12 protein-coding genes are annotated in these 14201 nt (G+C 38.0%); 10 read left to right on the forward strand and 2 right to left on the reverse strand.

All coding sequences use genetic code 11. The features are described 5' to 3' along the window. Positions 1–27 precede the first annotated feature (27 nt). A complete protein-coding gene (locus tag UABHE_RS11775) occupies positions 28–705 on the forward strand; it encodes a hypothetical protein (RefSeq protein WP_372370485.1) in 678 nt (225 codons plus the stop codon). A gap of 470 nt (positions 706–1175) precedes the next feature. Here UABHE_RS11775 and UABHE_RS11780 read toward each other — a convergent pair whose 3' ends face one another. Further along, a complete protein-coding gene (locus UABHE_RS11780) occupies positions 1176–1703 on the reverse strand; it encodes a 3-hydroxyanthranilate 3,4-dioxygenase (protein ID WP_372370486.1) in 528 nt (175 codons plus the stop codon). Positions 1704–1718: 15 nt separating this feature from the next. Beyond that, positions 1719–2582, reverse strand: coding sequence for a metallophosphoesterase (locus UABHE_RS11785; RefSeq protein WP_372370488.1), 864 nt, complete (start codon positions 2580–2582; stop codon positions 1719–1721). 500 nt (positions 2583–3082) lie between these two features. On the opposite strand from UABHE_RS11785, the gene UABHE_RS11790 reads away from it, so the two are divergent. The 9 genes from UABHE_RS11790 to UABHE_RS11830 all read left to right on the forward strand — a co-directional run bounded on the left by UABHE_RS11790 (position 3083) and on the right by UABHE_RS11830 (position 14176). Further along, positions 3083–5254 (forward strand): PQQ-binding-like beta-propeller repeat protein, encoded by a 2172-nt coding sequence (locus tag UABHE_RS11790; protein WP_372370489.1) that lies wholly within the window; start codon positions 3083–3085, stop codon positions 5252–5254. A 10-nt stretch (positions 5255–5264) separates the two neighbouring features. Then, on the forward strand, positions 5265–6722 hold the full coding sequence (locus tag UABHE_RS11795) for a PQQ-binding-like beta-propeller repeat protein (protein ID WP_372370490.1): 1458 nt from the start codon (positions 5265–5267) through the stop codon (positions 6720–6722). After that, positions 6712–7080: a hypothetical protein gene (locus UABHE_RS11800; RefSeq protein ID WP_372370491.1), complete on the forward strand. Its 369-nt coding sequence runs from the start codon at positions 6712–6714 to the stop codon at positions 7078–7080. The genes UABHE_RS11795 and UABHE_RS11800 overlap by 11 nt, the downstream gene beginning before the upstream one ends. Positions 7081–7458: 378 nt before the next feature. After that, a complete protein-coding gene (locus UABHE_RS11805; RefSeq protein WP_372370492.1) occupies positions 7459–8517 on the forward strand; it encodes a hypothetical protein in 1059 nt (352 codons plus the stop codon). Further along, on the forward strand, positions 8517–9941 hold the full coding sequence (locus UABHE_RS11810) for an aldehyde dehydrogenase family protein (protein WP_372370493.1): 1425 nt from the start codon (positions 8517–8519) through the stop codon (positions 9939–9941). The genes UABHE_RS11805 and UABHE_RS11810 overlap by 1 nt, the downstream gene beginning before the upstream one ends. 12 nt (positions 9942–9953) lie before the next feature. Continuing rightward, positions 9954–11099 (forward strand): iron-containing alcohol dehydrogenase, encoded by a 1146-nt coding sequence (locus tag UABHE_RS11815; protein ID WP_372370494.1) that lies wholly within the window; start codon positions 9954–9956, stop codon positions 11097–11099. Positions 11100–11107: 8 nt separating this feature from the next. Next, entirely contained in the window at positions 11108–12415 is a 1308-nt protein-coding gene (locus tag UABHE_RS11820; RefSeq protein ID WP_372370495.1) for a coproporphyrinogen-III oxidase family protein, read from the forward strand. Positions 12416–12420: 5 nt separating this feature from the next. Continuing rightward, on the forward strand, positions 12421–12939 hold the full coding sequence (locus UABHE_RS11825) for a hypothetical protein (RefSeq protein WP_372370496.1): 519 nt from the start codon (positions 12421–12423) through the stop codon (positions 12937–12939). Continuing rightward, a complete protein-coding gene (locus UABHE_RS11830; RefSeq protein ID WP_372370497.1) occupies positions 12926–14176 on the forward strand; it encodes an NAD(P)/FAD-dependent oxidoreductase in 1251 nt (416 codons plus the stop codon). The genes UABHE_RS11825 and UABHE_RS11830 overlap by 14 nt, the downstream gene beginning before the upstream one ends. The last annotated feature ends 25 nt before the right edge of the window (positions 14177–14201 follow it).

The following is a 14201-nucleotide window of genomic DNA, read 5'->3' on the forward strand; positions in this document are numbered from 1 at the left end:
GAAATTCGTTTATCTAAGGAAAGAAATATGAAAAAAATTTGTCTTCTATTCTTTATCACAGTTCTCCATTCTCAGCAAGTACAAAAACTACAAAACTTTACTACTATAAAGATTGCAAAGATTCACTATGATGCAAGTGTTGCTTTAGAAATTGAGTTTTCTTACCTGTCAACAAATGTACTCAAATGTAAATTAACTTGGCAAGGTAGTGGGCAGTTATCTTTAAAACGTATTCACAAGGAGCGGCAACGATATAAACAGCTAAAGGAATTACGGAAAGCTAAAGAAAAATTATTAAACAAAATGCATTCAAAAAGCATTTCTGCAACATATAGTCACGAACATCACCTTTTTAAATTATATCTAGTTAATGATAAACAAGCATATAACGATGTTTATAATGTTAATTTAGAAATAGAAACTTTACGTGTTCCAGAAAAAATGATAATAAAGTGGCCCCTGGGGAAAAAAACATTTGCAGTACAAAAACTTATACATTCAGAAGAAATACAACTTAGTAAAGCAAAGCCTATTAGTTTTGTGAAGCTATCATCTAATCCAACGTTCTTTTCTACAAAATACCCGGCAGGAAGTAATGTTGAAGAGAAAGTGCAAAAAGATGATAAAAAGTGGCAAATAGAAATTGAGGATCATACAAATCTTAGACCCGAAAAAAGTGCTGTACTTAAAATTCATTTTAATTAGAGTAGGGCGTGTCATCATTCAAAATATTGTGTGTTTTTTCGAGCCCGAGCCCGTTTGCGAGCCCGTTTCCGAAACTTTCACTAACAATTTATCAAAGAAGCAAAGTTTCTTTTTCCATCGCAAAAAACTAGTATTGAACCAATAAATCATTTTCTGTCGCTCTCAAAAAGTTTTCGGGCGCGGGCTCGCAAACGGGCTCGGGCTCAATACTACTGGCGTATCATTAAATGAATCCGTTATATTTTTATCTGTATTGAATGATGACACGCCCTGTTTAAGTGTCGGATTTTTTTGGGCACAAAAAATGGCAAATGTTATTCATTTGTATTTGTACTACGGGCGGCACAAGACCGCCCCTACATCGCACTGTTATAAAGAAAATCTATTCTACAAGTTCTTTTGTTGTAAAACTTCGAGTTTTAATACAGAAATGTAATTTTTATGAAATATATCTCTATGCCATTTTTGATTTAAACAAAGCGCTCGTCTATTTCCATTATTTTTCCTGTTTTTGGGCAGGTGCGTAATTTTTCAGAGGAGTAAAATCTTTTCATTACTGGAATAAAATCTTTTTCTATGTTGGTAAGATGAAAATACTCTTCGTACAGTTTTTCGTTTGATTCATCTGCAAACCACAATAAACCATCTTTATGATCTGGTTGACGTTTATATTCAATCACTAAACCAACAGTGTCCGCCGGACGAATCGGAGAGTGAGGTATTTTGGCAGGAAGAAGAAACATTTCGCCTTCACGGATAGGAATGTCCACTCGTTTGCCATCTTCTTGTATGGCAACGGTAATGTCTCCTTTGATTTGAAAAAACAATTCTTCGGTTTCATTATAATGAAAATCTTTGCGAGCGTTAGGTCCGCCAACAATCATTACAATATAGTCGCCAGATTCAACATATAAATTTTTGTTACACACTGGTGGCTTTAAAAGATCTTTGTTATCGTCAATCCATTTGTAAAGATTAAAAGGGCGTCGAATAGTCATATTGTTCCTCTCTATTTAATAACCGCGACTTAGGCGATCTGCTAGAAAATTTTTCACATCTTTTTTCATTGATGTTGCGTGAAGCTTTTTTTGCGTTTTTTTCCAGTCGTAGTTGATACGAAGAAAAGTTATATTGTTTTCATCGTAAATAGCATAAGATGCTCGACGACTTCCATCTCTAGGTTGTCCTACACTACCAGGGTTTATAATCATTTTTTTATTTTTAATATTGCGGACAATTGTTTTTTTACTTGGCACAAAAAAAATAGTCTTTGGGCCAATAAAAGTCGCTTTCGTATTCCAAGTATGAACGTTTTTGAAAATAATGCTGTTATGATATGAAGTAAGTATGGCAGGAACATGAGTATGTCCACAAAAACAGTGATTTTCTGTAAATTGTGCAAGAAAAGTCATGAGTAGATTATCTATTTGGCGATTGAAAGCCAAGAACAAGTGTTCGTCTTCTGGGCAAACATATTCCATGATTGAGTTTCTTGGCGAGGCATGAACAAAAAGAGTGTCTTTATCTTTTTTTGAAGAAAGTTTCTTCGCTCCTTTTTTCTTGAAATCTTGTTTTAATTTTTTCCAAGAAGGAACATTCTGTAATTGCTTTCCTGTCCAACGAATAGCTTCTCGTGCAACAGGATTCATTAACTCATCGCCAGGACTTAGAACTTCATATTCGTGATTTCCAATTAACAAAAGGTCTGCGATTTTATTTGCTTTTTCCCAGCATTCTTTAGGATTGGGGCCATAACCAACCGTATCTCCAAGAATCATTATACGATCTATCTTTTTCTTCTCAATATCTTGTAAAACGGCATTGAACGCTTCTAAATTACCATGAATATCGCTTAAGATAGCACATTTCTTCTTCACATAAAACCCTTTCCACTCACTTACGCAGTAATATCATACTCTTTTTAAACAGATGATCTTTACTTTTATATTATGTTCTAGATAACTATTTTTGATGGGTCACTTAGTTTAACAATTCCCTATGTTTTCTGCTAGTTGAAAAATATTTCTTTACATGTCTCTGTGTATTAAATGTTGACACGCCCTAGCAATACAAAATTCAACTATATATTTTACAAGATAGTAATTAAATTGTATATTATAAACCAAGTTGTGACCCAAGCAATCATTTTATAGTTCATAATATATATGTAGTTTAAAATACGTTCTTATTTTTAGTGACCTGACATTCGTCACATCACTTTAATCCAAACTACTAAAATAAGAATATTTACAAAACTACACTGTTGCAGGATGATTTCCTAAAATGAGCTGACAAGTATAAGAAATATTTGTCAGCTCGCTAAATAACATTCTAGCATTGATATCAAACTATACAACTGTTACAGGATACGATTCTTATGAGATACCTGACACATCTTATTTTAATATCTTTGGTTTTAAGTCCTCTGTATGCTCAAAACTGGCATCACTGGAGAGGATCTACACAAAATGGTGTAGCAGAAGATAAAAATTTACCAAGCTCTTGGTCAAAAGATGGCGAAAATTTAATTTGGAAAGCAGACTATGGAGCGCGCTCCACTCCACTAATAATGAACGGCATGGTATATATGATAAACCGTGCAGGAGAAGGTCAAAATTTACAAGAAAGAGTTCTTGCTTTAGATAGCAAAACCGGAAAATTGGTTTGGGAACATCGCTTCAATGTTTTCCATACTGATATCGTAGCTCACCGCGTTGGATGGGCGAATCTTGGAGGTGACCTCGAAACTGGAAATATCTATGCTCATGGTGTTCAAGGGCGCTTTTTTTGTTTCGATAAAAACGGTAAAATTCTTTGGTCGCGTTCATTAACAGAAGAATTCGGGCGTATCTCAGGATACGGTGGGCGAACAAATACACCAATAGTTGATGGTAACCTCGTTATCATTAGTTTTTTAAGCAGCGGTTGGGGAAAGCATGGAAAAGGCAAACATCGCTACTTGGCAATGAATAAAAATTCTGGTCAAGTTGTATGGTGGTCTGATCCGGGAAAAAAGCCTCTTGATACAACTTATTCTGTACCAGTGATTGCCGAAATAGATGGTTTACGCCTTTTAATTACCGGTTGCGCCGATGGCTATGTATACGCTTTAAATATTAAAACAGGGCAAAGCCGTTGGGGTTATCATTTTAGCAAAAGAGGTATTAACTCTTCTGTTGTAGTCCAAGGCCATCGTGTTTTCGCTACTCATAGTGAAGAAAATATCGACACCAACCTAATGGGAAGTATTGTTTGCATTGACGGCCGAGGTAAAGGAGATATTACTAAAACCGGAACCTTATGGCGAATTGATGGTACACGAGCTGGTTACACTTCACCCATCGTTCATGGAAATCACTTGTACGTAATGGACAACTCTGCCAATATACATTGTTTTAATACTATTGATGGCTCAAGCAAATGGGAGTTTAACTACGGAACAGTTGCAAAGGGATCAGGCGTTCTAGCAGATGGTAAGATATATGTCGGAGTTGTGGGAGGATCTTATGTTATCGCTGAACCATCAGAAAGCGGATGCAAACTTTTAGATGAAGAGCATTTTGCACTAGCAGATGGTTCTCCTATTGAAATCAATGGTTCTCCTGCTATTGCAAACGGTCTTGTTTATTTACCAACAGGTAACAGCATTTACTGTATTGGTTTAAAACAAAAAAACATAAACGGTACAAAACCGCAATTATTGCAAATTGTTCCAGCAGAAACGTGGATTTCTCCTAAAGAGAGTGTTCAGTTTACAGCACAATTATTTGATGGTGATGGAAAGTTCGTTAAAAACGGCGCTGCTAAATGGAATATTTCAGGTTTAAGTGGTGGTATTGATGAACATGGAAACTTCATTGCTGGAGAAGAAAATAAGCAGCAAGCAGGAGAAATTACCGCAGAAATAGACGGGCTTAAAGCCGTTTCTCGCCTACGTATTATACCAAAACTTCCTTACAGCGAAGATTTCGATAATTTGAAAGAAGGTACACCTCCTCCAGGATGGATAACTTCTAAACTAAAATGCCAAGTTTTTGATCTTGAAGGTTCTAAAGTATTGAAAAAAATGGCAAATAGACCTGCTCCGCCTTTTGCAAGATTAAAAGCATATATTCAGCCTCCGTTGCCTGCTGGCTATACTATTCAGGCCGACTTACGCGGAGATCGTAAGAAGCGCTTTTACCCTGACCTAGGTCTCATTAACTGTCGTTATACACTAATCTTACTGGGAACAACGCTAAAACCGCAGTTGCGTTTAGTGAGTTGGGACCCTATGCCGCGTATTCAAAAAGATGTACCTTTTAAATGGCGTACGAATAAATGGTATACGGCAAAATTGCGTGTGGATTTGCAAGACAATAAAGCTTTAGTTCGCGGCAAAGTGTGGTTACGAGGTGAGGAAGAACCAAAAGAGTGGTCAATTGAATTAATTGATTCATGCCCAAATAAAGCTGGAAGTCCTGGTTTGTATGCTTACAGCGTTGGAATTACTTCGAAAAAGCCAGGAACACCTGTATATTTTGACAATGTAGAAATCTCTAACAACTAAGGGGAGAAATATGAGAACATGTATCATTGTTGGTTTATTCATTGCACTTGCTTTTGTCAATGCAGATGATTGGACGATGTGGGGAGGCAAGGTCGGCCGAAACATGGTAAACGACGTCGAAAAAAACTTGCCGACTAAATGGGACGAAGAAACAGGTGAAAATATAAAATGGGTTGTTGAACTTGGCTCTCAGAGTTATGGTAATCCTGTTGTTTCTAATGGCAAAGTATTTGTTGGTAGCAATAACGAAGGATTGAAAGATCCCAAGATAAAAGGAGACAAAGGTAATATTCTTTGTTTCAATGAAAAAGATGGCAAATTTTTATGGCAAGCAGTACACGATAAACTCAATGCTGGTCGTGTAAACGATTGGCCGTTACAAGGAATTTGTTCTACACCTTTTATAGAAGGTGATAGACTTTACTATGTAAGTAATCGTTGCGAAGTTGTATGCGCAGATACCGAAGGATTTTACGACGATGAAAACGATGGCGCTCAAGACGAAAAATACAAAGGAAAAGACAAGGCCGATATCATTTGGACTTTTGATATGATAGAGGAACTAGGCGTTTTCCCACACAATCTTGCAACGTCTTCTCCTATTGTTGTTGGCGACATGGTCTACTTACTTACTTCTAATGGTGTAGATGAAGCTCACTTAAATATCCCTTCGCCGCGCGCACCTAGCTTTATTGCTGTTAATAAAAAGACCGGCGAATTGGTATGGGAAAATGGCGATCCTGCAGACAAGATTCTTCACGGACAATGGTCTTCTCCCGCTTACGGCGTTGTAAAAGGACGTGAACAGCTCGTTTGTCCTGGTGGAGACGGTTTAGTATATTCTTTAGACCCTAAAACAGGAGAAGTTCTGTGGACATTTGACTGTAACCCAAAAGATTCTGTTTGGGAATTAGGCGGACATGGAACACGCAATAATCTTGTGTCAACACCAGTAATTTACGATGATAAAGTGTATATTGGCGTTGGTCAAGATCCAGAGCACGGTGAAGGGATTGGTCACCTATACGCGATCGACGCTACTGGCTCAGGAGATATAACCAAAACCCACACTATTTGGCATGTTGGTGGTAAAGATTTTGGCCGTACTATGTCTACAGCAGCTATTCGCGATGGTTTGATGTATAACTGTGATCTCGCTGGATTTGCATACTGCATCGACCTAGAAAAAGGTAAAGTATTGTGGAGACACGATATGGAAGCAGCTATTTGGGGTTCAACTATTATTGCTGATGGCAAAGTGTATTTGGGAGATGAAGATGGCGATGTCGTTGTTTTCGCTCACAGCAAAGAGAAAAAGATTCTAGGTGAGTCTTTACTTGAAGGCACTATTTATACCACCCCATCTCCGGCAAATGAAACACTTTATATTGCAACCCAGTCACGTTTGTACGCTATTGCATCTACCAAGAAAGACGAGAAAAAAGACGAGAAAAAAGATGAAAAATGATTTCGTAGCTCAACTTAAAAAGAATGTACATCCTAGTGCACCATTAGGTGAATCTCTAATCATAGGAGCTATCGGTGGAGCCGCTTTTTATTTATCATTAGCGATTTTTGCCGGTCCTATTCATATAGATATTTTGTTGATGTGCACTTTGTTTGGTTTGTTGGGCGGAGCTCTACCAGAACTCATTTTTCTAGTCGCAGGTAATAGTATTGCTCTTGTTCGTTCATGGACAATGGTGGCGATTCTTTTGGTTTTACTACCAGCAGTACCTACGGGTTTTTACGGAACCGCTTTTATTTACGGCTATCTCATTTATTTACTCAGTTTAGCTCGTAAAAAAGGACTGCCTGATACATAAGCTGTTAAACTATTGTATTTAGAATTAGGAGGGCAAAGCTCCTGCTGGCTACATTTTATAATAAAAACTTTTAGTAAATTGTTCATTTCCTAGAAATTTTTGTTTTGATATAAGCTTTTCTCGATAAAGTTTTTATTAAAATAAAGGCTTTGGCTCAGCAGGAGCCTCGTCCTCCTAGTCTTTGTATCTATATACCATTGAAAACATTGTTTTTTTCTCCTGTTGTCATTCGTTCCATAAGAATGACAACACAGGGTTTATTCCTTAATTCAACAGTAGTCAAGCGAAATTCCTGTTGATTCTAAATTCAATAGTAACTACCAGAAAGTCAACTTTTACTTATTATTTTTATACACAATATCGTTAGTAGGAAAAAACATGTCCACAGAAACAAGCGAAAAATTAGATGCATGGACTAGAGAAATTATCCACTGGCATTTTAGTCCAGACACAGGGTGTAAATTCTGGTTATCATTCGCGGAAAAACTGTCATGGGATCCGCGCCGTGAAATTCAACAATTTTCTGACCTACACAAATTTGGTTTTTTTGAGGATAATTGGCTACGGTCAGGAGATATACGTGATTGGTTACCAAAGGGAAATGCTGGTAAACCAATGTATGTATTTGAAACAGGCGGAAGTACCGGGCAGCCTAAAACGCGTTTGAGCACAGAAGATCTGCGCACCGACTACACTGATTTCAGTAAAACTTTAGATGATAACCATTTTCCTAAAGGAAGTGACTGGTTACTTTTAGGGCCAACAGGTCCTCGACGCTTGCGCCTTGCAATTGAGCATCTTGCTCAGGTACGCAATGGAATTTGTTTTTGCGTCGATATGGACCCGCGCTGGGTAGTCAAACTAGTAAAAAAGAAACAACTTGCTGTACTAGAAGAATATAAAAGGCACATTGTAGATCAAGCCTTGACAATTTTAAAACGGCACAAGAATATTAAATGCCTTTTTGCCACTCCAAAACTACTAGAGGAACTATGCGCGCGCGTTTCCCTTAAAGATTTAGGGATAAAAGGCGTTTTCTGCGGAGGAACACAGATGGATGCACAATTCCACCGCTTTGCTGTAGAAGAACTCTTAGAAGGAGCTGCGTTTGTACCAACATATGGTAATACATTAATGGGTTTAGCTTGTCACAAACCATATACGCCAGAAGACAACTATGATATTATTTATTACCCACCGTTACCTCGCGCTGTTTTACAAGTTGTTCACCCTGATACTCCAAATAAAGTAGTTGATTACGGTCAGTTAGGACGCGTAATGTTGACCACTCTAACCAAAGAACTTTTTATGCCTAATTTCCTCGAAAGAGATCAGGCTATTCGCGAACCTGCTTGCGAACAATATCAGTGGGACGGTGTAAGAAATGTTGGTCCGTTTAGCCGTATGGGGGCAACTGTAGTAGAAGGAGTATACTAATGCTACATATTCCGTTATTACGTAATGGAAAACAGTACACTAGTCTAAAACAAAGCGAGATTGTCGATCACCGCACAGGAGAAGTACTGGCAACAATGAGCCAGGCAAATTCAGGACTCATTGTTCGCGACATAAAAAACAGTAAGAAAGTGTGGCAAAGCTTACAAAATATGTCTTTAGCAGAAACACTCGACATATGCAAAAAAGCTGCTGACTTGTTTCTTAAAGAAGAAATCCCTTTCGCAAACACAACTCAGACTCCAGAACAATTTGTCAACTATCAATCGGCGTCAACAGGCATGCCGAAAAATATGTGTCGAGCGAATATGGAAAAAGTACATTGGGTTTTGACAAATCTCGCAGAGATTATTAAAAGTCTATCTGGGCGCGTTGATTTTTCTATAATCGAAAAAGGTTATGGAGTACAAGACGGCATTCCCATTTCATTTCTACCGCAAGCACGACACTTAGGGGCGGTATTACCAAGTAACTCTCCAGGAGTTCATTCTCTATGGGTACCAGCTTTAGCACTTCGCGTTCCTATTGTATTAAAACCAGGTAGCCGCGAACCTTGGACGCCTTTTCGTTTGTTACACGCCTTTATGGAGGCTGGTTACCCAAGTGAAGCTTTATCTTGCTATCCTACCGATTATGCTGGCGGAAATAATATTATGCTTCACTGTGAACGTGCAATGATTTTTGGCGACGATTCAACTGTTCGCCTATGGGAAAATGATCGCCGTGTTGAAGTTCATGGATCAGGATTTAGTAAAGTTCTTATTGGTCAGGATATTGTTGAGAACTGGGAGCAACATTTAGACATGTTATTTACTTCGATCATGGCTAACGGAGGACGCTCTTGCATAAATGCATCAGCTATTTGGACTCCGAAATATGGTCGCGAAATTGCTGATGCCCTTGCAAAACGCATGGTAAAAACAATCCCTCTCCCACTAGACCATGAACAAGCAAAACTTTCAGCATTTTCCGACAAACGCATAGCTGAGTATATAAATCAAGCTATTGAAATTGGTTTAGATACAGAAGGCGCAGAAGATATGACGGCAAAATATCGCGATACGGAACGATTTTCTATTTGCGAAGGAAGTGCTTTTGTCCACCCAACTTTAATTCATGTTGATAGTTACGACCATCCTCTGGCAAACCGAGAGTTCATGTTTCCTTTTGCAAGTGTAGTGGAAATGCCGCAAGAGCAAATGCTAAAAACAATCGAAAAAAGTCTGGTAGTAACAGCAATAACAAATGACTCTAACTGGGAACGCGATTTGTTATGTTGTCCGCATATTGATCGCCTCAATATTGGTTCAGCACCAACTTGCAAAGTAGATTGGTTACAACCTCATGAAGGAAATTTATTTGAATTTCTTTTTCAACGTCGCTCTTTTCAAAAAAACTCAATATAACTTAAAGAGGATATGATGTGGCAACCCTTTGAATATGCACCGAAAAACAAAATTATTTTTGGAAAAAATTCTTTAGCGCGTTTAGGAGAAATCACAGAACAATTTACAGTAAAGCGCGTTGCTATTGTTACTGACCAAGGAATTATTGACACAGGTCATGTCGAAAAGGCCGCTTATTATTTAACCCAAAAAAATATCACGACTTATACATTTAGCGATTTTGCGCAAAACCCTACCACTGAAAATGTTACCGCTGGAGTGGATTTTGCCAAAGAACACCAGATAGAACTGATTATAGGTCTTGGTGGTGGAAGTAGTATGGACTGTGCAAAAGGAGTTAATTTTCTTTTAACAAACGGTGGAGAAATGCAAGATTATTGGGGGTACGGAAAAGCAAAGCAGAAAATGTTACCAATGATAGGCATACCAACGACTACTGGTACAGGAAGCGAAGCGCAATCTTACGCTCTTATTTCTGACAGTAAAACACATCGCAAAATGGCCTGCGGAGACCCCAAAGCTTCTTTTAGAGTAGCAATTTTAGACCCTTCTCTCACAGTAACTCAACCAACATCAGTGATGAAAGCAACAGGAATAGATGCTATATCCCACGCAATTGAAAGCGCTGTAACAAAAAGGCGAAACGCCTTATCTGCTTCCTTTTCGTTATACGCCTGGAAATTGTTGAATGCAAATTTTGAGTCAATGCTATTTTCTCCAGAAAATGAAGAGGCTAATATGGGGATGCAGATGGGAGCCTGTTACTCTGGGATGGCCATTGAAAATTCCATGTTAGGCGCAACTCATGCTTGCGCAAACCCACTCACGAAAAATTACGGTATTACTCATGGTCATGCTATAGCGCTGATGTTACCACATGTAATTCGCTATAATGCTGACCATGCACAAGATATATATGAAGACTTATGCCGTATATCTGGGATTGTAATTGCTTCCTGTGCCGGTAAAGCCTTGGCACGTCGCATAGAAAAAATTGTCGCCGCAACAGAACTGCCTACCACATTAAGCGCCTACGGTATCACTGCGGATGCTATCAACAATTTAGCTGTAGAAGCTAATGAAGAATGGACAGCTCAATTTAATCCACGTATCGTTAAATACAATGATTTTGTATCCCTTTACAACAAAGCTTTATGAGGACTCCTATGACTGAAACGAATAAAGATACAGGTGTGGGGAGTTATTTTGTTTCTAATTATCCGCCATACTCCTTTTGGAAAAAAGAATATTCAAATACTGCCCAGGAAATGCTTGTAAAACCCGTTGCCGATAAACGAAATTTGGGTTTTTATTTGCATATACCATTTTGTCGTAAGCGATGTAAGTTTTGCTATTTTCGCGTTTATACCGATAAAAACAAGAAACAACGAGAAGATTATATATATAACTTAGTTAAAGAACTTGAACTATACGCTAATTCACCAGTGGTTGCCGACCGCCTAGTCAATTTTTTCTATATTGGCGGTGGAACTCCATCGGCCTTAAGTGCAGAACAAATTGAATATTTGGGAGAACAACTACGTCGTATCTTCCCACATGATGGTGTTCAAGAAATTACTTTTGAGTGTGAACCAGGAACACTTACGGAAAAAAAATTATCAGCAATCAAGAATTTCGGGACGACAAGGTTAAGTTTAGGAGTCGAAAATTTTTCGGACGAAATTCTAAAAGAAAATGGACGTGCTCATTTGAGCGAAGAAATTCATAACGCATACAAATGGGTACAAGAACTTGATTTTCCCCAAGTTAACATCGACCTTATTTCTGGTATGGTTGGCGAAACCCAGGAAAATTGGCAAGAGTGCATTAATAAGACAATTGATTTACGCCCTTCAAGTGTTACTATATACCAAATGGAACTTCCATTTAACTCTATATATGCAAAGCAAATTCTCGGTGAAGAAGGAATATGTAGAGTCGCAACTTGGGAAACGAAACGTCGCTGGGCTCAAGACGCTTTTGATCAATTTAAAAAAATCGGTTACAAGCAAAGCAGTGCTTATACCGTTGTCTTACCTAGCGACAAACAATCTTTTTGTTATCGAGATCAATTATGGTATGGTGCTGATATGATCGGAACAGGAGTAGCCTCTTTCTCCCACGTTCAAGGAATTCATTACCAAAATGTTGATAAGTTCGAAACGTACATGGAAAAATGCGAAAATAAAGAATTACCAATTCATCGCGCTTTTCCCACTAACGATCGCCAACGTTTAATTCGCGAACTTATTTTGCGTATGAAGCTCGGGTATTTGAAACGCCAAGAGTTTCTGGATAAATTTTCAGTAGATATTATCAGTGAATTTGCCGATCAGTTTTCTGCTTTAGAAAAACGCGGCATGCTAGTAGAAAATGAACAAGGAGTTGAACTTACAACTCAAGGTTTATTACAGGTAGATAGTTTACTACCTAATTTTTACGATCCTGAATATCAAAACGCTCGTTATACATAAAAAATATGCTAAATTCATTATTCACATTTTTCAGTGATGAAAACCTACGTTATGATTTATTGCCAGGTGAAACTCTTCCTGCACCTTATCGCGACTTATTAGTACATCAGAATCATATGACCACAACACTTGAAAAATTCTACGGGCAACCTGTTCAAGTAGAAGTTAAAAAACAACAAGTAAAAAATTCATTGTACAAAAGGTTTTCGTTGTTATCGCTTCCCAAGATAGGGGTTGTCGAAATTGGTATAGTCCACATGGATTTGTCGTTTTTTTCTACGGAAATACGCGACGAAATCTTACATGGTAAAAAACCATTAGGTAAAATACTAATCGATCACAAAGAACCACGAGATATTCAAGTGAAAACCTATTTTAAATTACAAACATGTTCTAGCCTAGAAAAAGCTTTTTCCATGTCAACGCTCTCTTTCTATGGTCGATCAACAAGAATTTCGTGTAAAACGCCTATAGAAGTAGTAGAAATCATACGCCCTCAAGGAGTAAATTATGCAGGATCTTAAAAGCTTTTACGAAGTAATCGTTATTGGAGCTGGCCCTGCTGGTAGTGCAGCAGCTACTTTTTTAGCACAACTAGGTCGCGATGTTCTACTTATAGAGCGAGAAAAATTTCCACGTCACCACATAGGTGAATCGTTAATGCCAAACACCTACTGGCAACTTAAGCGCTTGAATGTGATAGAGAAACTAAAAGAAATAGGGTTTGTGCGCAAACATAGCGTTCAATTTGTAAACGATAAAGGCAAAGCATCAAAACCATTTTATTTTAAAGAGCGCAATTCTCATGAAAGTTCTGCTACTTGGCAAGTAGAGCGTGGCGAATTTGACAACATGATGTTAGAAAACGCACTAGAGTATGGAGCGCAAGTAATACAAAACACAAAAGTGATCGATCTTATTTACAACGATGATGCTGTTGGTGGTGTTATTGTAAAACGAGACAATAATGAACAACAAATTAGAGCTAAAATTGTCGTTGACGCTAGCGGCACAAGTGCTTTTATTGCACGAAAGCTCAAAATATATGAACCAGACCCGCATCTAAACAAAGGGGTTCTCTACACATACTTTCGCGGAGCAGCACGAGAATGTGGCGTCGATGAAGGAACAACAATTATACTACACACTAAAGGTAAAGATGGTTGGTTTTGGTATATTCCTTTAAAAGATAATGTTGTTAGTGTAGGAGTTGTATCAGATATTCCAAAACTTTTTTCAGACCGAACCTTGGACCCTTGTAATATTTTTATGCGCGAAGTTAATCAGTGTTCTGCGCTAAAAGAAAAAATCGATCTTGCAACACCTATCGCAAATGTCAAAGTATGTAAAGACTTTTCTTATCGCGCAAAACATGTTGCAGGAAATGGCTACGTTTTAATTGGTGATGCCTTTAGCTTTATCGATCCTGTATACTCTTCTGGTGTATTTTTGGCGATAAAATCAGCAGAACTGGCAGCAGATACTATTAATGAGGCTCTTGCCACAAATGACACAAGTGCTACTCGTTTGCGTAGCTTTGAACAAGAATTAGTCACTGGCATGGAGTCTATTAAAAAACTTGTATATACTTTTTATGACAAAGGTTTCAGTTTTGCCAAATTTTTAAAAGTATATCCTCAATACCAAAATACATTAATAGATATTCTTATTGGCGATGTATTCAAAGAAGGTGTTAGTGAAATATTTGCGGCAATGGAAAGTTTTCAATCTCAGCGAGAAATGGAATGTGCAAAAATGTAGACGCGTTTTAGTGATCTCTACTGTT

This window comes from Candidatus Uabimicrobium helgolandensis, from assembly GCF_041508025.1.
GTDB classification, from domain to species: domain Bacteria; phylum Planctomycetota; class Uabimicrobiia; order Uabimicrobiales; family Uabimicrobiaceae; genus Uabimicrobium; species Uabimicrobium helgolandensis.

Excerpts from the sequence above, each read along its gene's own strand:
- UABHE_RS11805 (WP_372370492.1), top strand. The coding sequence starts at position 7,459 with ATGTCCACAGAAACAAGCGAAAAATTAGATGCATGGACTAGAGAAATT.
- UABHE_RS11820 (WP_372370495.1), top strand. The coding sequence starts at position 11,108 with ATGACTGAAACGAATAAAGATACAGGTGTGGGGAGTTATTTTGTTTCT.
- UABHE_RS11775 (WP_372370485.1), top strand. The coding sequence starts at position 28 with ATGAAAAAAATTTGTCTTCTATTCTTTATCACAGTTCTCCATTCTCAG.
- UABHE_RS11795 (WP_372370490.1), top strand. The coding sequence starts at position 5,265 with ATGAGAACATGTATCATTGTTGGTTTATTCATTGCACTTGCTTTTGTC.
- UABHE_RS11790 (WP_372370489.1), top strand. The coding sequence starts at position 3,083 with ATGAGATACCTGACACATCTTATTTTAATATCTTTGGTTTTAAGTCCT.
- UABHE_RS11810 (WP_372370493.1), top strand. The coding sequence starts at position 8,517 with ATGCTACATATTCCGTTATTACGTAATGGAAAACAGTACACTAGTCTA.
- UABHE_RS11825 (WP_372370496.1), top strand. The coding sequence starts at position 12,421 with ATGCTAAATTCATTATTCACATTTTTCAGTGATGAAAACCTACGTTAT.
- UABHE_RS11830 (WP_372370497.1), top strand. The coding sequence starts at position 12,926 with ATGCAGGATCTTAAAAGCTTTTACGAAGTAATCGTTATTGGAGCTGGC.
- UABHE_RS11800 (WP_372370491.1), top strand. The coding sequence starts at position 6,712 with ATGAAAAATGATTTCGTAGCTCAACTTAAAAAGAATGTACATCCTAGT.
- UABHE_RS11780 (WP_372370486.1), bottom strand. The coding sequence starts at position 1,703 with ATGACTATTCGACGCCCTTTTAATCTTTACAAATGGATTGACGATAAC.
- UABHE_RS11815 (WP_372370494.1), top strand. The coding sequence starts at position 9,954 with ATGATGTGGCAACCCTTTGAATATGCACCGAAAAACAAAATTATTTTT.